Below are 15,768 nucleotides of genomic sequence, written 5' to 3'. Positions count from 1 at the left end.
TACTGCTGCGTGCACACCGTTGAACTGTTGCTGGATTCGGCGCTTGAGGACCGCGTACGGCGTCTGTGGTCCACCTTGGAGGAAGCGGGCCTGCCCAGTCTGGCCACGCACCCGCATGTGACGAACCGGCCGCATTTGACGGTGGTTTCGGCGGCCGCGCTGGAAGGGCTGCCCGACTTGGGATTGCCGCTTGAGGTGGAGTTGGGGGCGGTGGGGTTTCTCGGACGGGCGGCGGTGTGGGAAGTACGGCCCACGGCAGCGTTGCGGGAACTGCAGGCGAAAGTGTGGGCGGCGCTTCCGGAGGCGTGGCCGCCGCCGGAGGAGTTCGTGCCGCATGTCAGTTTGGCGCTGCGCGTTCGAGCGGACCAGCACGACGCTGTGCTGGCCGCGCTCGGGAACGTCACGCATGCCCGCGGGCAGTTCGTCGCGGCGCGGAGCTATGACACCGCGACGCGTACGGTCACGGGCCTTTAGAAACGATGCCGGCCGGGCAGCATGTCGTCGATCGGCAAGGGCGCGGAAAGGGTGGTGGCGGCAGTCGCCGGGACGCCGGCCCAGCGGCGGAGGGTGGCCGTGGCGGCGGCCGCATCGGACGGCTGCAAACGGGCGATGTTGGCGCCGTGATTGGCGCCCGGGGCGACGTAAAGGTACGAGTCGCGGCGGCTCGGGGCGAAGCGTTCGGCGCCCCACGGGTCGTTCTGGCCGTAGATGAAAAGCATTCGCTGCGCGGCGGTACGCACCCACAGGTCCACGTCGATCATGGGGATCGGGTGGTGCGGGCGGCGCAGTTCCGGCGGCAGCGACGAGTTCGCGGTGTAGAGGCCGGGGTAATTGCGCAGACCGCGCAGGTGCTCGAAGCGCAGGCTGGGCCAGCCGAGCTGGGTGGCCGCCTGGTAGTAGTACGGCCAGTACGGCTCGAGCGCCTGATCGGTGTAGAAACTCCAGCCGGCGACGCCGTCGATCCAGTCGTACAGCTGCTGGTCGGTCGCGGTGGCCGCGGTCGGCACGGTCGCGCAGTCGGCCTCGAGGCTGTACTGCCAGAACGCCCACACCGAATCGAGCACGGTCATTTCGAATGAGCGGTCGGGGGTGCCGATCGTCCGGGCGAACGTCCATCCGTTCTCGGCCGCGTCGGCCTGCAGCAGGGCGACCAGTTTGCTCCGGCGGCGCAACGCTTCGGCCTGCACATTGTCGAGCGCGGTGCGGCAGGAAGCCGTACCGACCCGGTCGAAGAATCTGTCGTAGGCCGAGTCCTCGGGGTTGATGGCGTCGTTCGGGGCCACGTAGGCGACGACACCGTCGACGTCGTTCGGGTAGAAGCGCCGGTGATAGACCGACGTCATACCGCCCTTGCTGCCCCCGGTCTGGATCCACTTGCCGTCGTAGATCGTCTTGAAGGCGCCGACGATGCGGTGCTCGTCGCTCGCCTCCTGCCAGATGGACAGATCCGACCAGTCGGCGGGCGCGGGCCGCGACGGCGTGAAGAAACGGTGCTCGACCGAGACCTGGTTCGCGTTCAGCAGCGCGGCCGGCTCCGTCTGCGAGGGCCGGGGCGCCGCCGGCAACCCGTACCCGTTGGTGAAGAGGACGACCGGCCCGTCGCTGGACCGGTGCAGCAGGGTGAGGCGCTGCTCGTAGCTGCCCTGCCCAGGGTGGCGGTGGTCGGCGGGCTGGCGGTACGTCAGCACGAAGAACCGGTAACCGGTGCCCTGCGTCTGCGACACCACGGTCATGCCGGGGATGGAGCTCAGCTGGCCGAGGAGCGGATCCTCGGCGGCCCGCGCCACCGCGGCGGGCGTGAGTGCGACGAGCAGGGACGCGAGGGCAGCGACGATGCGTATTCTCACGCCCCGACCATATCGACGCAGCGCGATATTAAAAAGGTCAGATGAGCGGGCTGCGGCGTTCCAGGAGGACGACGTCGCGCCAGCGGTCGCCGTGGCGGGCGACGCGTTCGCGGGTGCCGACGACGCGGAAGCCGGCGGTGCGGTGCAGGGCGAGGCTGGCCTCGTTCTCGGGGAATATGCCGGACTGGATGGTCCAGACGCCGGCCCGCTCGGTGGAGTCGATCAGGGCGGCCAGCAGGGCCCGGCCGACGCCGCGACCGCGAGCGGCCGGGTCGACGTAGATCGAGTGTTCGACCACGCCGGCGTACACGGCGCGGGTGGAGGTGGGCGTGACGGCGACCCAGCCGAGGATCGCGGAGTCGACAGCGACGAAGCGGTGGCCGGCGAGCCGGCCGGCGTCGAACGACTCCCAGCTGGGGGCCGTGGTCTCGAAGCTGGCGTCACCGCCGTCCAGCCCGGCCTGGTAGATCGCCAGCACGGCGTCGGCGTCACCGGCGATCATCGGCCGGACGGAGAAGGCGGGCACCTGCCGACATTAACCGTCGCCGGGGAGGTTCACGTAGACGGTTCAGGATGGAGATCACGGCTCGGGCTGAGCCGGCGACCGACAGCTTCGTGACCGTGACCCGGTCGAAGTCGCGCAGCAGGCCGGCCGGACCGGATCCGCCCGCACCCAGCTCCCGGACGCCCTCCGCTCAGCGGTTCCGGACGCGATTCCGATAGCGCAGAGGTGACTCGCCCACCTCGCGTTTGAAGGCCGTGCTGAAGGCGCTTTCCGAGGTGTACCCCAGGTCGGCCGCGAGCGTGCCCACCTGTACGTCGCCGGTGCGCAGGGCACGCTGGGCCAGCAGCATGCGCCAGCCGTTCAGATAGGCCAGCGGGGGCACGCCGGCCACCTCTCGGAAGCGTTCGGCGAACGACGTGCGGGACATGGCCGCCGCCTGGGCGAGCTCCGCCAGCTTCCAGGGCCGGCCCGGTTCGGCGTGCATGCGGCTGACCGCTGGCCGAAGGCGTTCGTCGGTCAGCACGCGCAGCCGGCCCGGCGGCAACACGGCCTGCCCGATGTACGCCCGGAGCACTTCGAGGACCAGCAACTGCGCGTACTGCCGGACGGCGAAGGCCGAACCCATCCGGTGGCCGGCCACCTCGTCCACGAGCTGGTCGATGATGGCGCGCAGCCGGGTCGCCCCCGCCTCCGCGCGGACGTGGCCGACCGGAGGCAGCGTCTGGCGTAACAGCTCCTCGCCCGCCGGATCGAGCTGGATACGGCCGCCGATCACGAGATCACGGCCGGGGTCCACGCTGAGCGGGGCGGTGACCTCCGGCTCGATCTCCTGCGGTGGGCCGTCGCCGGCGCCCGCCTCGAGCTCGATCCAGGAGCGGCCGTTCAGGATGGCGACGTCACCCTGCTCGAGCTCCACCGGAGCGTCGAGGCCGTCGGCCGACAGCCGGGCCCGGCCGCGCACCATCACCGTGAGCTTGAGCGGGGTCCGGCTGTGTGAGCGGGCCACCCAGTGCCCGCGCGCGGAGAACGCGCCCGTCACCTGCCCGCGCGCCTCCATGACGTCGAACAACCCGGAGAGCTCGTCCACCCCCGGACTATCGCGAAGAAAATGCGGACCGTCAAGCATTCATCGTACGAAGTAAGCCGCTTAGCGTTGGATCATGACCACCGAACAGCAGCACCCGCTCGGCACCCCGTTCACGGCCGCCTCGACGGCCGACGACGTGCTCGACGGCCTCGACCTGACCGGCCGGAACGTCGTCATCACCGGTGGCGCCGGCGGCCTCGGCCTCGAAGCCACCCGCGCGCTGAGCAAGGCCGGCGCCTCGATCACGGTCGCCGCCCGCGACCCGGAACGGGCCGCGGCCACGCTGGCCGGCATCGACCGCGTCGAGATCAGCCGGCTGGACCTGCTCGACCCGGCCTCCATCGACGCCTTCGCCGCGCGATACCTCGAGTCCGGCCGCCCGCTGCACATCCTCATCAACAGCGCCGGCAACGCCTACGGCCGACTCACCCTGGACGCCCGGGGCTACGAGGCTGGCTTCGCCGCGTTCCACCTCGGCCACTTCCAGCTGACCCTCGCTCTGCACCCGGCGCTGCGGGCCGCGCACGGCGCCCGCGTCGTCAACGTCTCCTCCGGCGCGCACCGCACCAGCGACATCCGCTGGGACGATCTGCACTTCGGGCGGGGCTACGACGGCAACCTGGCGTACGGGCAGACCAAGACCGCCGGCGTCCTGTTCGCCGTCGAGCTGGACCGGCGCTGGGCCGGCGAGGGCATCCGGGCCTTCTCCGCCCACCCGGGGATCTCCATCGCCTCCAGCCTGGCCCACATGGAGCAGGGCACGTTCACCATGCGGCAGCTGCAGGCGATGGGCCTGGTCGACGAGGACGAACAGCCCGTCATCGACCCCGAGCACGAGAAGAAGACGCCCCGGCAGGCTGCCGCCACGATAGTCTTCGGCGCGGCCAGTCCGCTGCTCGACGGCGTCGGCGGGGTCTACTTGAAGAACAGCGACGTGGCAGCTCTGGACCCGACCCCCTGGGGTCCCACTCCAGTCGGCGAGGAGCCGGTCATCCTCACCGACGCCGCACCGCACGCCCTGGACCCGGAGTCGGCCCGGCGCCTCTGGGAACTCAGCGAGGATCTCATTGCGGTTCGAACATCGTGACGCCGAGGGCGGCCCGAGCGTCGTCGACCGGGTGTGGCGCACCTCCAGCGACACGGCCGGCCGGGTGGTCATCGGCGGCCAGGACTGGGAGGCGCCGACGTACGAGAACGCCGAGCAGTTCGTCCGGGGCCTGCGCGACGCGGGGCTGGTGGTGCCGTCGCGGCTCGACGGCGGGGACCGCCCGACCCAGCGGACCCTGCAGCGGCGGTTCCGGGCGGTCACCGGACTGTCCCGCACGGCTGTGACGCAGATCGACCGGGCCAACGCGGCGGCCACGATGCTGCGCGCCGGCCGCGACTGGCCGGCGGTCGTGGACGCGCTGGGGTATTTCGACCAGGCCCACCTCGGTCACGCGCTGCGGCGCTACGTCGGGCGTACGGCTCGGGAACTGCAGTCGGGCGGCGAAGCCGCGATGTCGTTCTCTTACAAGATCTCGCCCGGACCGGGTAGCTAGCCTGCGTCCATGCTGCTCAGCGTCAACGTTTTCGTCAGCCTCGACGGCGTCATGCAAGGGCCGGGCGACCCCGGCGAGGACCGGTCGGGAGGCTTCGACCGCGGCGGGTGGATCGTGCCGTACGCCTCCGCGGCCACCACCGAGGTCGTCGAGGGGTGGTGCTCGTGCAGGCGCTGCACCAGGCGGGGCTGGTCGACCTCTACCGGCTGCTCCAGTACCCGGTCGTCGTCGGAACCGGCAAGCGCCTGTTCCCCGAGGGAACGATTCCCACGTCCTTCGGGGCAGCCGAGGGAAGCGCGCGCGTGCTGCCGGGCGGCGTCGTCTCGCTGACCCTGCGTCCCGAAACACGCGGCACGCTCGCCGCGGGCGCTTACACCGTGGAAGAGGGGCGCTCGGCCACTAAGGTGTGACGAATGGGGTGGGAGGCACTGGCGCAGTGGGGTGACGACGCCGTCCGCATCGAGCCGCTCACCGGTGGGGTGGCCAACGACGTGTGGAGCGTACGTGTCAATGGGCAGCTCGCGGTCGGCCGTCTCGGCCGCCGCAGCGACGCCGACCTGGCGTGGGAGACCGGGCTCCTCGCCGACCTCGACCGGGCCGGCCTGACCGTGCCGGTGCCGATCCCCACCACGGACGGGCGCCTGTTCGCCGGCGGTCTCGTAGTGATGACCTACGTGGAGGGCGGCCCGCCGGAGACGCCGGACGACTGGCGCCGGGTGGCCGGTACGCTCCGCGAGCTGCACCGGCTGACCAAGGACCGGCCGCAACGCCCCGGCTGGCGATCGTCGACCGACCTCCTGCACGCCGAGACCGGCACGAAGGTCGACCTCACCGAGATGCCCGCGGAGGCCGTCGCCCGCTGCCGCGCGGCGTGGGCCCGCCTCGCCGGCCGCCCGACCTGCGTCGTGCACGGCGACCCCAACCCCCGCAACATCCGGATCACCGCCGACCGGGTCGCCCTGATCGACTGGGACGAGGCCCACGTCGACGTCCCCGATCTGGATCTCGACCTGCCCGGCAACCCGGCCGGCTTCGACGACGCCGACCTCGACGTCGTCTCCCAGGCCTCAGCCGCCTGGGAGGCCGCCGTCTGCTGGGACGACGACTACTCGAAGAAGCGCCTGGCCGAGGTCCGCCCGCTCTGAGGAAGGCGACCAGCCGGATGGAGTTGCGGCCGTGTTGCGGCGTCGTCGTTCAGGATGAGCACGGCCGGGTGCTCCTGATGCGCCGCAACGGTGAAGGCACCTGGGGACTGCCGGGCGGCGGAGTCGAGGCCGGCGAGACATGGGAGCAGGCGGCTCGGCGCGAGTGCCGGGAGGAGACCGGCTGGGAGATCGACCTGCTCGGCCTTCTCGGCATCTACAGCGACCCCGCGACACAGGTGCACCGCTATCCGGACGGCCGAGTGGTGCATTGCGTCGGTGTCGTCTTTCTCGCGTCGCCCCTGAGCCTCGTCGCAACACCGGACGGCGAAGCCGCGGAGCTCGGGTGGTTCCCGCTCGATCGGCTCCCCGAGCCGCTCTTCGCCCTCGACGTGCCCGTCCTGCACCACGCGGCGCGGCGAGAAGCCGCACCATTCATCGATTGAACAGGGCCCGCGGCGCGGCGGATCTCGTCCTGCGGCCTGCCCCGACCGGCGATGCGCGCCTGTTCGTGGTTCTGAGCCGGTCCGCCGACGGCCGGAGGGGCACGGCCGGCACTGACCTGGCCACGCGTCCGCGACGGCGTCGGGCGCGAGCCGGTTCCGGGGCGGGATCGTCATGGGTCTGCGGCTGGAAGACCTTCTCCGCGGCGGCGTCGGCGCTGTCAACGTTCGGTTGCGGGACACCACCGAGGTCGCCGCACCCACGGTGGTCGCCTTGTGGCAAACGGCCCGCGCCAGCGGCCACCAGGCCGAAGACCGTGGGGGCCGTGGGGGTCCGGCCGGATGGGGCGATGCGCGCGATCGGCTACTGGCATGAACCGCCCGCGGAGGACGCTCTGCCCGACCCCCGTGACTTCGTCGATCCGGGGATGCCGGCGGCCGAGAAGGCGGCGGTGGTCGCCTATCTGCGATCGGGGACGGCGTTTGCCGCTTCCGCGGGTTTCTCCACCTGCCGCCTCTGCGGAGCGGCCAACGGCAGCGGGGAGCTGACCGACGGCGGGCCGGGCTTCCGGGGGATGGTCACGTATCGCCCGGCGCCGATACCTTCGAGCGGAAAATCGGCAACCCGGAAGGGGAATTATCCGTGGAATGGGTCGGCGCGAACAAAGATCTTCTCAGTCTTCTGATCGCTTTTCTGGCGATCCTGGTGTCACTCTCGACCGTCTTGATCGGTGTGCAGAATCTGCGGACGAACAGTTTCATCGCCATTCAGAACGTCATGCTCAGCGGTGATATGCAGCGCGGCCGACTGTTGGTGTACAAAGCCATCACGACCGGTGTGGCCCCGGTTCGCGACTCCGACGAGGAGTATCTGATGGCTCGGGCCCTCGCGGTCTTCGACCAACTCGGCATGCTGTCCCGGCGGTGGATGGTGCCGCGGAAATGGGTGATGCAATTCTGGCACCCTCGACTGCAGTTGCTCCGACACGGCTTCGGGATGCAACCGGATCCCGAGCGGCCGTACATCCTTCAGGGTCGGCCGAATCTCCAATATCTGATCGACCGCGCGGAACGGTATCAGTGCGATCAGAGTTGTTGCGTGGACGGCCAGAAGGAGGGCCGCTTGCGGGAACCCCGGCGGCCCGGCAAGCCGGAGGATCCTCAGCCCTCGACGTGATTGCCGTCGGAGTCGTGACGGGCCGTGACGCGGGTGCCGATGGGCTCGGGGGCCTCGCTGAGCAGCTCCAGAATGTCGTTGCCGTGGGCCAGGAAGCGGCGGCCGTCGGACTCCAGCCGGGCGATGACGATGCCGGTTCGGGTGCCGTCGCGGTCGTGCTTGACGGTGTAGGTCTCGATCACCGCCGGGCCGGACGGCGAGGACGCCTGGCCGGGGGCCGGGTGGGCGTCGAGCGAGGCCTGGAGTTTGGGGCTGTCGTCGGGTTTCCACGCCACGGGGGCGGTGGTGTAGACGCCGGTGGAGTACTTGCTCATCATGCCGCCGTTGGCGCCCACGAAGCCGTACGTGCCGGGGATGGCCCGCGCGCGGGTGACGGTCGTGGCGATGGCGTGCATGGAGTAGTTGTTCCCGGCGCCGCCGAAGAAGGGCAGGCCGCCGGTGACCGTCAGGCCGCGCGGGTCGTCGGGGGACAGGCCGAAGGCGTCGGTGATGGCGAAGACCGGCACGGCGAAGCAGCTGTACAGGTCGAGGGTGGCCAGGTCGGGCAGGTCGAGGCCGGCCAGGTCGAGGGCGTGCCGGGTCGCGGCCACGGCGGCGGGGCCGGCCGACAGGTCGGCCCGGTCGAGCAGGTCGCGCTCGCGCAGGTCGGCGTGGCCGGCCAGGAACGTCCACTTCTCTTTCGGTACGCCGAGTCGGCGGGCCGCGGCCAGGGACATCATCAGGACGGCGGCGCCCTGGTTCACCTTGTCCCGGGCGACGATGTAGCGGGTGTACGGGTCGGCGATCGGGCGGTTGGCCGCCGTGACGGTGACCAGTTCGGCGGCCGTACGGGCCACTGGCGCGGCCGCGTGCGGGTTCGAAGCCGCGATGCGGGTGAAAGGCGCGAACAAGGCGCCCATCGCCCCCGCGTACGCCTTCCGGGAGAGACCCAGCCGGGCCCGGCGCGCGTTCTCGAACAGCGCGTAGTGCGAGGGGGTGTCCGTCAACCCGTACGGGAAGTGGTCCATCGAGACGATGCCCTCGAGGCCGAAGCCGCGGTCCTCGAGCGAGCCGGGCGCGTGCTCGGTGAAGTCGGGCGCGTCCGGGGCGCCGGCGAGCCGGGAGATCGTGGAGATGGCCTCGGCCCCGGTGAGCAGCACGACGCGGGCGTCCCCGGCGGCGATGGCGGCCGCGAACTCGTTGACCAGATGTTGCGGGCTCTGGCCGCCGCCGACCTCCAGCACCGCGCGGTACGGCGCGGCCCCGATCCGGCCGGCCACCGAGCGCGGGAAGTTGTCGGAGCGGCCGAGCGGCGCCTGCGCGAACGGCAGCGAGATCTCGAACTGCCGTACCGCCGCGATGGTGTCGATCTCCGAGGCGGCGATCTCCGCGTCGGAGAGGGCCAGCCGGGCGGCGTCGGCGGCCAACTCGACCGGTGAGCGGCCGAGGTAGCCGGGCGCGTCGAAGCGTTCCGAGACCTCGCCGACGCCGACGATGACCGGGGTGCTGTCAGGCAGAGGCAAGGAGACCTCCGAGCTCGGCGATGCGGCGCTCGCAGTCGGCGGCCATCTGCCGGGTTATCTCCCCGGCCGGGCGGACGCCACGGAACGAGCCGACGACCTGGCCCACGAAGAACGATTCGAGCTTGAGCGCGCCCTCGTGGCCGGCCTCGGCCGCGGCGTCGATGTGCTGCCACGCCTCCTCGACGAGCATCAGCTGCAACGGCAAGGGCAGGGGCGAGGGGCTGCCGGGCGCGTCCCACTCATCGTGCCAGGCGGTACGCAACTGCCGGGCCGGCTTGCCGGTACGCGTCGGCGACCGCACCGTGTCGTCGCTGGTGGCCGCCAGGAACTTGTCCTTGATGGCCTGGACGGCGATGTCCTCTTCACTGGAGAGCCACACCGAGCCGCACCACACCCCGGCCGCGCCGAGCGCGAGGGCGGCCGCCATCTGCCGGCCGTCGGCGATGCCGCCCGCGGCCAGGACCGGCCGGTCGCCGGCGATGTCGACGATCTCCGGGGTGAGCACCATGGTGGCGATCGTGCCGGTGTGCCCGCCGGCCTCGGTGCCCTGCGCGACCAGCACGTCCACGCCGGCCGCGATCTGCTTCTCGGCGTGCTTGGCCTGCCCGACCAGCGAGGCCACCACGACCCCCGCTTCCTTGGCCCGCGCGACCAGGGAGGCCGGCGGCGGGCCGAGCGCGTTGGCGATCAGCGCGATCGGGTGCCGGAACGCCACGTCGAGCAGGGCCGGCGCCCCGTCCGGGGTGATGGCCGCCGCGACCTCGGAATGATCGACGACCGGGCCCTGCGGAATGTCGTATTTGTCGAGCAAAGAACGGACGAAATCGACATGGGAGGGCGGGATCTGCGCGCGCAGGCTCTCGACCAGCCGCGACGGATCCCCGGGGACGAACTTCGACGGAACGAGCAGATCCACCCCGTACGGCCGCCCCTGAACCTGCTCTTCGATCCAGGTCAACTGAGCGTCGAGCTCGGCCGGTGAGTAGGCCGAGGCGGCGAGCACCCCGAACCCGCCGGCGTTGGTCACCGCCGCGACCACCGCCGGTGACCGGTTGAAGCCGACGATCGGATGCTCGACGCCGAGCAGGTCCGTCAAAGCGGTACGCATCGATCTCCCTCCCCGTGAAGTGGAAGGAAGATATCCCGCTCAGCGGACCACTGTCACCGGGCATCTCGCGTAGGCGGCGACGTGCTGGCTGACCGAGCCGAGAACCAGCCCGGCGAAGCCGCCGTGCCCGCGGTGGCCGACGACGAGCAGATCGGCGCCGGCCGACTCGTCGATCAGGACCTTCGCCGCCCGGCCCTGCTTGACGTGCGGGCGGACCAGGATCGGCGGCTCGGCGCCGAGCTCCTCCTGGATGACCTGGACGAGCTCGTCCGAGGTGCGCTGGGTGGGCTCGGGCACGAAATGCTCCGAGACGCTGACGCTGCCGGCCGGCGGGAGGAGCGTGTGCTCCCAGGCGTTGACCACCACCAGGTCGGCGCCGTGGTCCGCGGCCTCGGCGGCGGCCCAGGTCAGCGCCTTGCGGCTGCCGGGTGAGCCGTCCACGCCGACGACGACGGTCTTCCATGCGCTCATCACCGTCACCTCCGACGCCATTACATGGCCGGGCGCGCGGGGCGGTCAACGCCCGCCGGGCAAACAAACCCCTGCCGAACGCATCGACACCAGGAGTTGCGGGCCGTGCACACCCGGTTTAGCTTCAGCAGAAGGTGTGACCTAGATCACTGTCGATGAGGTGGAGCCCATGACCACTACGACATCGGACACCGTCCCGGCGGAGTCGGCCTCTTCGGAGCGGCGCCCCCTGATGACGGGTCCAGCCCTGCTGATGATGAACCTCGGCTTCTTCGGGGTGCAGTTCAGCTTCGGGCTCACGCAGTCGGCGGTGAACCCGCTCTTCCTCCTGATCGGGGCGAATCCCGAGCAGCTGCCGATCCTCAACCTGGCCGGCCCGGTGACCGGTCTGATCATCCAGCCGCTGATCGGCGCGATCAGCGACCGGACCTGGCATCCGCGGTTCGGGCGGCGACGGCCGTTCATCGTCTCCGGCGCCATCCTCTGCGCGATCATCCTGTTCCTGTTCCCGTTCGTCGGGGTGCTCTGGCTCGGCGTGATCTGCTTCTGGCTGCTCGACGCCGGCAACAACACCTCGATGGAGCCGTACCGGGCGTTCATCTCCGACCGGCTGCCCAAATCGCAGCTGGCCCGCGGCTTTCTGACCCAGAGCATGTTCACCGGCGCCGGGGCGGTGCTGGCCAACCTGTCGCTGTTCGCGCTGCAGAAGGTGGAGCCGCTGCAGGGCACGGCCGGCAACGGCGTGCCGTACTGGATGTTCGCCTGCTTCATGATCGGCACGTTCTGCATCCTGCTGACCGTGCTCACCGCCATGTCGCGCACCAAGGAGCTCAAGCCCTCCGAGGAGGAGCTGGCCGAGATGCGCGCGGCCCCGAAGGGCCTCGGGCCGGCGGTCCGGGAGATCGCCGACGCTGTACGCTCCATGCCGGTCGCGATGCACAAGATCGGCGTGGTGTTCGCCTTCCAGTGGTACGCGATGTTCATCTACTGGCAGTTCCTGGCGGTGAGCCTGGGCGAGACGGTCTTCGGCTCGAACCCGGAGACCGGCGGCCAGGCCTGGGACGACGCGATCGCCTGGAGCGGCCTGGCCAACGGCGCCTACAACTTCGTCACCATGATCTCGGCGCTGTTCCTGGTCGGCTTCGCCCAGCGGATCGGGGCCAAGCGGGTCCATGCCATCGCGCTCGGGCTGGCCGCGCTGGCCCTGGTCTGGCTGGCCCGCATCGACAACCAGTGGCTCACGCTGGTCCCGATGATCGGCGTCGGCATCTTCTGGGCCAGCGCGGTCGGGGTCCCGTACCTCATGGTGGCCAGCATGGTGCCGGCCAAGCGGACCGGCGTCTACATGGGCATCCTGAACATGATGATCGTGGTGCCGATGCTGATCCAGACGGTCACCTTCGGCTGGATCTACGAGCACTGGCTGGACGGCAAGGGCTCGCACGCGATCACCCTGGCCGGGGTGCTGCTCGGCCTGGGCGCGATCGCCATGCTCTGGGTCAACCCGCCGGACGAGGCCGACGAGTCGCCCATCGTGCCGCTGGGCGGCAAGCGCAGCATCACGGTGTACGACCGGGTCGTGGTGGGTTCGGATGGGACCGCCACCAGCCTGTACGCAGTGGATCGCGCGGCCGAGGTGGCTCAGGCCGCCCAAGCTCGGCTGATCGTGGTTACCGCCTACAAATCGGGCGAATCGCCGTCCGAACCGACGGAGGGCATCCACCGGGACCTCTACGGCGCTGACGTTGCCCGTTCGGCTTTGGACAAATCGGTCACCGGGCTGACCCGTGAACGGGCCCGCTACATCGAACAGCGGCTGGTCGAGGGTGATCCGGCCCAGGCGCTGCTCGACACGGTCGGCAACAACCCGGCCAACCTGATCGTGGTGGGCAACCGGGGCCTCGGCGCCTCCCAGGGCGCCCTGCTCGGCTCGGTCCCGGCCGGGGTGGTCCGCAACGCGGTCTGCGACGTGCTGGTGGTTCAGACGTCGGCGCTGGACGAGGAAAGGCTGTTCAAGAGCAACTCGGTGACGCCGTCGGAGGAGAGCGGCCGCGAGAACAACCAGCCCTGACCCGTGTCACAGCCGAGCTGCCGCAGCGCCGCCTCCTGCGGGGCGGTCTCCACGGCCTCGGCGGTGACGCTGAGGCCGATGGCGTGGGCGAGCCGGATGATCGTCTCCACGATCCGCTCGTCCACGCCGTCACTGTCCCGCAGCCCCTCCACGAACGGCCCGGCCAGCTTGAGCATGTGCACCGGCAGGCGGCGCAGATAGGCGAGATTCGAATACCCGGTGCCGAAGTCGTCGATCGCGATCCGGATGCCCCGGCCGGCCAGCTCCGCGAGCGATTCCGGGCCGCCCGGGTCCATGATCGCGCTCTCGGTGAGCTCCAGGACCAGAAGGGCCGGGTCCATGCCCGTACGGGCGAGAATGCCGTCCACATCGGCGAGCAGACCCGGGTCGTGGGCCTGCGACACCGTCATGTTCACGCTCATCCCGACCCGGCGGTCGGGGAACGCCTTGGCCCACGCGGCCGCCTGCGCGCACGCCTCCTCGAGCACCCAGCGGCCCAGCGGCAGGATGACACCGGTCTCCTCGGCCAGCGGGATGAACGCGTCCGGGCCGAGCCGGCCCAGCCGAGGATGGTCCCAGCGGATCAGCGCCTCGACCCCGCGCAGCTCGCGGTTCCGCAGGGCGACCAGCGGCTGGTAGACCAGGGTGAACTCGCGGCGGTCGAGCGCGTCCGGCATCTCGGCCGCGAGGGCGTAGCGCGCCGCCTGCCGGGCGTCGCGCTCCGGGTCGTAGAGCACGTAGCGCCCCCGCCCGTCGGACTTGGCCGCGTACAGGGTGAGGTCGGCCGCCTTCATCAGCTCGGTCGGGTTGGTGGTGGCGGTCTCGCTCTCCACGACGCCGATGCTGGCCGAGATGCGCAGCCGGTGCTTCGCGATGACGTACGGCCGGGACAGCTCGGTGAGGATGCGCTCGGCCAGCTTCGGCATGTCCTCGGGGTCCTCGACCAGCACGACGAACTCGTCGCCGCTCATCCGGCCGGCCACGTGCGGCGTACTGTCCCGAAGCCTTTTCGCCACCGCGGTCAGCAGCTCGTCGCCCACCTGATGGCCGAGAGTGTCGTTGATCCGCTTGAAGCCGTCCAGGTCCAGATAGCAGAGCCCGACGCTCCGGTGGTCGCGGAAGATCCGTTCCAGCTCGGTGGCGATCCTCGTCCGGTTCGGCAGGCCGGTCAGCGGGTCGTGAGTGGCCTGATGCTCGAGCCGTTTCTTGAGCCGCCGCCGGTCGGTGATGTCCTGCACCATCGCGATGGTGAACTCGGGCCGGCCGTCGTCGTCGCGGATCAGCGAGACGGTCAGGTCGGTCCAGATCTCGCCACCGTTCTTGCGGTAGTAGGCCTTCTCCATTCGTACGTGGTCGACGTCGCCCTCGATGACCGCCTCGTACATCCGCCACATGTCCCGCGGATCCTCGGGATGGGTCAGACTCGGCACCAGCAGCCGGCACATCTCGTCCGGGGTGTAGCCCAGAAGATCGGCGAAGGCCTGGTTGACCTGCACGATCCGGCCGTCCATGGCGCTCACGCCGATGCCGATGGCGGCGTTGTCGAAGACCGCGCGCAGGCGGGCCTCGCTGCTCCGCAACGCCCGCAGCACGGCCTGGTTGAGCTCCTCCTGATCGGCCATGGTGGCCGACCGGATCGCCTGCGCGTAGCCGGCCGCGACCTTGGCCGCCATCTTCTCGTCGCCGATCGCCTCGACCGTGGCGGCCAGCAGCGCCGGATCCGTCAGGTGGGCCTCGACGAGGGCGGCCCCCACCGCCTCGCCGTCACCCGCGAGCAGTTTCACCGCCAGCCCGGACAGCAGCCGGCTGAGCTGATCGGCGTCCAGCGGCACGAAACCGGCGGCCACGAGCTGCTGGCGCCACCGCTCGACGAAGCTCATCTCTTCTTTCCGACTCCCGCGTACGCGCCGATGCGCTCCGGGTGCTCGTCCGCCGGGTCCTGCGGGTCGGGCTGCCACAGCGGAATGAAGACCAGGCCCGGCTCAACCAGATCGAAACCGTCGAAGTACGCCTCGATGGCCGCGGCCGGCCGCAAGGTGATCTCGGTGTTGGTCCGGCCCGAGAGCCGCTGCGCCTCGATCACCTCGGCCGGCTGCCCGTCCGCCGTCGCATGCGACACGAGCAGGTAGCTGCCACTCTTGACGGCGTCACGCAACGCGGCCACCGTCACCGCGGGATCGTCACCGTCCGGAATGAAGTGGACGACCCCCGCCAGCAGCACGGCCACCGGCTGATCGAAGTCGAGCAGCTTGCCCGCCTCGGCCAGGATCCGGTCCACGTCACGGGCGTCGGCCAGGATCACCGCCGTGTTCGGCGTGCCGGCCAGGATCGCCCGGCTGTGCTCCACCGCAACCGGATCCACATCCACATAGACGACACGGGAGTCGGGCGCGGCCTCGAGCGCGATCTCATGCACGTTGCCCGCGGTAGGAATGCCCGACCCGATGTCGAGGAACTGCCGCACCCCCTGCTCGACCAGGAAGCGTACGGCCCGCCGAAGAAAGACCCGGTTGGACCGCATGGTCTCCGCGATGTTGGGCGTCATCGCCTCGATCTGCTCGGCCAGCTGCCGATCCACCGCGAAGTTGTGCGCCCCACCCAGAAAATAGTCATAGACCCGCGCCGCCGACGGCCGACTGACGTCGACCCCCGCGGGCACCCAGTCCTCACCCATGCCCAACCCCCAGCATCCATGCTGCGCCAAGAACCACAACTGTCTATCGAATGGGGATCACACGTGCAACCTCCTTCAGGTGCCACCATGAGCGTCGACATAGTGGGCCAAACCCTGCGGCCACAGGACATTGACGCCGTCGGTCAGCTCGACGCTGTCCCATTCTGCGGTGGTGACCACGGTGGATGTTTCGGAGTCGC

At 70.5% G+C, this 15,768-nt stretch carries 17 protein-coding genes; 9 read left to right on the top strand and 8 right to left on the bottom strand.

Annotated features, from left to right (window positions below; all coding sequences use genetic code 11):
* The first annotated feature begins 9 nt into the window (after positions 1-9).
* Positions 10-474: a 2'-5' RNA ligase family protein gene (locus tag AB0J66_RS06560; RefSeq protein ID WP_364656366.1), complete on the top strand. Its 465-nt coding sequence runs from the start codon at positions 10-12 to the stop codon at positions 472-474.
* Here the strand turns inward: AB0J66_RS06560 and AB0J66_RS06555 are convergent.
* The 3 genes from AB0J66_RS06555 to AB0J66_RS06545 all read right to left on the bottom strand — a co-directional run bounded on the left by AB0J66_RS06555 (position 471) and on the right by AB0J66_RS06545 (position 3,439).
* Entirely contained in the window at positions 471-1,847 is a 1,377-nt protein-coding gene (locus tag AB0J66_RS06555) for a S28 family serine protease (RefSeq protein ID WP_364656364.1), read from the bottom strand. The genes AB0J66_RS06560 and AB0J66_RS06555 overlap by 4 nt on opposite strands.
* Positions 1,848-1,884: 37 nt before the next feature.
* Positions 1,885-2,373 carry an N-acetyltransferase family protein gene (locus AB0J66_RS06550; RefSeq protein ID WP_364656362.1) on the bottom strand — a complete coding sequence of 163 codons (489 nt, stop codon included), beginning with the start codon at positions 2,371-2,373 and terminating at the stop codon, positions 1,885-1,887.
* Positions 2,374-2,542: 169 nt separating this feature from the next.
* Entirely contained in the window at positions 2,543-3,439 is an 897-nt protein-coding gene (locus AB0J66_RS06545; RefSeq protein ID WP_364656360.1) for an AraC family transcriptional regulator, read from the bottom strand.
* Between the two features lie 73 nt (positions 3,440-3,512).
* On the opposite strand from AB0J66_RS06545, the gene AB0J66_RS06540 reads away from it, so the two are divergent.
* The 7 genes from AB0J66_RS06540 to AB0J66_RS06510 all read left to right on the top strand — a co-directional run bounded on the left by AB0J66_RS06540 (position 3,513) and on the right by AB0J66_RS06510 (position 7,742).
* Positions 3,513-4,526 carry an SDR family NAD(P)-dependent oxidoreductase gene (locus AB0J66_RS06540; RefSeq protein WP_364656357.1) on the top strand — a complete coding sequence of 338 codons (1,014 nt, stop codon included), beginning with the start codon at positions 3,513-3,515 and terminating at the stop codon, positions 4,524-4,526.
* Positions 4,507-4,980 (top strand): helix-turn-helix domain-containing protein, encoded by a 474-nt coding sequence (locus tag AB0J66_RS06535; protein WP_364656354.1) that lies wholly within the window; start codon positions 4,507-4,509, stop codon positions 4,978-4,980. Before AB0J66_RS06540 ends, AB0J66_RS06535 begins: the two co-directional genes overlap by 20 nt.
* A 155-nt stretch (positions 4,981-5,135) precedes the next feature.
* Positions 5,136-5,390 (top strand): dihydrofolate reductase family protein, encoded by a 255-nt coding sequence (locus tag AB0J66_RS06530; RefSeq protein WP_364656351.1) that lies wholly within the window; start codon positions 5,136-5,138, stop codon positions 5,388-5,390.
* Between the two features lie 3 nt (positions 5,391-5,393).
* Positions 5,394-6,125: a phosphotransferase gene (locus tag AB0J66_RS06525; protein ID WP_364656348.1), complete on the top strand. Its 732-nt coding sequence runs from the start codon at positions 5,394-5,396 to the stop codon at positions 6,123-6,125.
* 17 nt (positions 6,126-6,142) lie between these two features.
* A complete protein-coding gene (locus AB0J66_RS06520; RefSeq protein ID WP_364656346.1) occupies positions 6,143-6,568 on the top strand; it encodes an NUDIX domain-containing protein in 426 nt (141 codons plus the stop codon).
* A gap of 347 nt (positions 6,569-6,915) precedes the next feature.
* Positions 6,916-7,251, top strand: a complete 336-nt coding sequence (locus AB0J66_RS06515; protein ID WP_364656344.1) for a hypothetical protein — start codon at positions 6,916-6,918, stop codon at positions 7,249-7,251.
* Positions 7,209-7,742 (top strand): hypothetical protein, encoded by a 534-nt coding sequence (locus AB0J66_RS06510; protein WP_364656342.1) that lies wholly within the window; start codon positions 7,209-7,211, stop codon positions 7,740-7,742. The genes AB0J66_RS06515 and AB0J66_RS06510 overlap by 43 nt, the downstream gene beginning before the upstream one ends.
* Here the strand turns inward: AB0J66_RS06510 and AB0J66_RS06505 are convergent.
* The 3 genes from AB0J66_RS06505 to AB0J66_RS06495 are packed head-to-tail and all read right to left on the bottom strand — an operon-like array spanning position 7,727 to position 10,823.
* On the bottom strand, positions 7,727-9,244 hold the full coding sequence (locus AB0J66_RS06505) for an acetyl-CoA acetyltransferase (protein ID WP_364656339.1): 1,518 nt from the start codon (positions 9,242-9,244) through the stop codon (positions 7,727-7,729). The two genes, AB0J66_RS06510 and AB0J66_RS06505, sit on opposite strands and share 16 nt — an antisense overlap.
* Entirely contained in the window at positions 9,231-10,352 is a 1,122-nt protein-coding gene (locus tag AB0J66_RS06500; protein ID WP_364656336.1) for a nitronate monooxygenase, read from the bottom strand. The genes AB0J66_RS06505 and AB0J66_RS06500 overlap by 14 nt, the downstream gene beginning before the upstream one ends.
* A gap of 39 nt (positions 10,353-10,391) precedes the next feature.
* Positions 10,392-10,823: a universal stress protein gene (locus tag AB0J66_RS06495; RefSeq protein ID WP_364656333.1), complete on the bottom strand. Its 432-nt coding sequence runs from the start codon at positions 10,821-10,823 to the stop codon at positions 10,392-10,394.
* 169 nt (positions 10,824-10,992) lie between these two features.
* Here AB0J66_RS06495 and AB0J66_RS06490 point away from each other — a divergent pair, with 169 nt between their 5' ends.
* On the top strand, positions 10,993-12,894 hold the full coding sequence (locus AB0J66_RS06490; protein ID WP_364656330.1) for an MFS transporter: 1,902 nt from the start codon (positions 10,993-10,995) through the stop codon (positions 12,892-12,894).
* On the opposite strand, the gene AB0J66_RS06485 is transcribed toward AB0J66_RS06490, so the two are convergent.
* Together AB0J66_RS06485 and AB0J66_RS06480 are read right to left on the bottom strand one after the other, a co-directional pair.
* Complete coding sequence (locus tag AB0J66_RS06485) at positions 12,804-14,774, bottom strand: EAL domain-containing protein (protein ID WP_364656327.1); 1,971 nt, start codon at positions 14,772-14,774, stop codon at positions 12,804-12,806. The genes AB0J66_RS06490 and AB0J66_RS06485 overlap by 91 nt on opposite strands.
* Positions 14,771-15,568 (bottom strand): SAM-dependent methyltransferase, encoded by a 798-nt coding sequence (locus AB0J66_RS06480; protein ID WP_364656324.1) that lies wholly within the window; start codon positions 15,566-15,568, stop codon positions 14,771-14,773. The genes AB0J66_RS06485 and AB0J66_RS06480 overlap by 4 nt, the downstream gene beginning before the upstream one ends.
* Between the last annotated feature and the right edge of the window lie 200 nt (positions 15,569-15,768).

This window comes from Actinoplanes sp. NPDC049598 (assembly GCF_040675435.1).
GTDB lineage: Bacteria > Actinomycetota > Actinomycetes > Mycobacteriales > Micromonosporaceae > Actinoplanes.
Note: the sequence above shows the minus strand (reverse complement) of the source record. Positions and strands in the feature narration are given on the sequence as shown.

Bases quoted from the DNA above. Each gene is read 5' to 3' on its own strand.
- AB0J66_RS06540 (WP_364656357.1), top strand. From the start codon at position 3,513: ATGACCACCGAACAGCAGCACCCGCTCGGCACCCCGTTCACGGCCGCC.
- AB0J66_RS06525 (WP_364656348.1), top strand. From the start codon at position 5,394: ATGGGGTGGGAGGCACTGGCGCAGTGGGGTGACGACGCCGTCCGCATC.
- AB0J66_RS06520 (WP_364656346.1), top strand. From the start codon at position 6,143: ATGGAGTTGCGGCCGTGTTGCGGCGTCGTCGTTCAGGATGAGCACGGC.
- AB0J66_RS06515 (WP_364656344.1), top strand. From the start codon at position 6,916: ATGCGCGCGATCGGCTACTGGCATGAACCGCCCGCGGAGGACGCTCTG.
- AB0J66_RS06500 (WP_364656336.1), bottom strand. From the start codon at position 10,352: ATGCGTACCGCTTTGACGGACCTGCTCGGCGTCGAGCATCCGATCGTC.
- AB0J66_RS06495 (WP_364656333.1), bottom strand. From the start codon at position 10,823: ATGAGCGCATGGAAGACCGTCGTCGTCGGCGTGGACGGCTCACCCGGC.
- AB0J66_RS06490 (WP_364656330.1), top strand. From the start codon at position 10,993: ATGACCACTACGACATCGGACACCGTCCCGGCGGAGTCGGCCTCTTCG.
- AB0J66_RS06485 (WP_364656327.1), bottom strand. From the start codon at position 14,774: ATGAGCTTCGTCGAGCGGTGGCGCCAGCAGCTCGTGGCCGCCGGTTTC.
- AB0J66_RS06480 (WP_364656324.1), bottom strand. From the start codon at position 15,568: ATGGGTGAGGACTGGGTGCCCGCGGGGGTCGACGTCAGTCGGCCGTCG.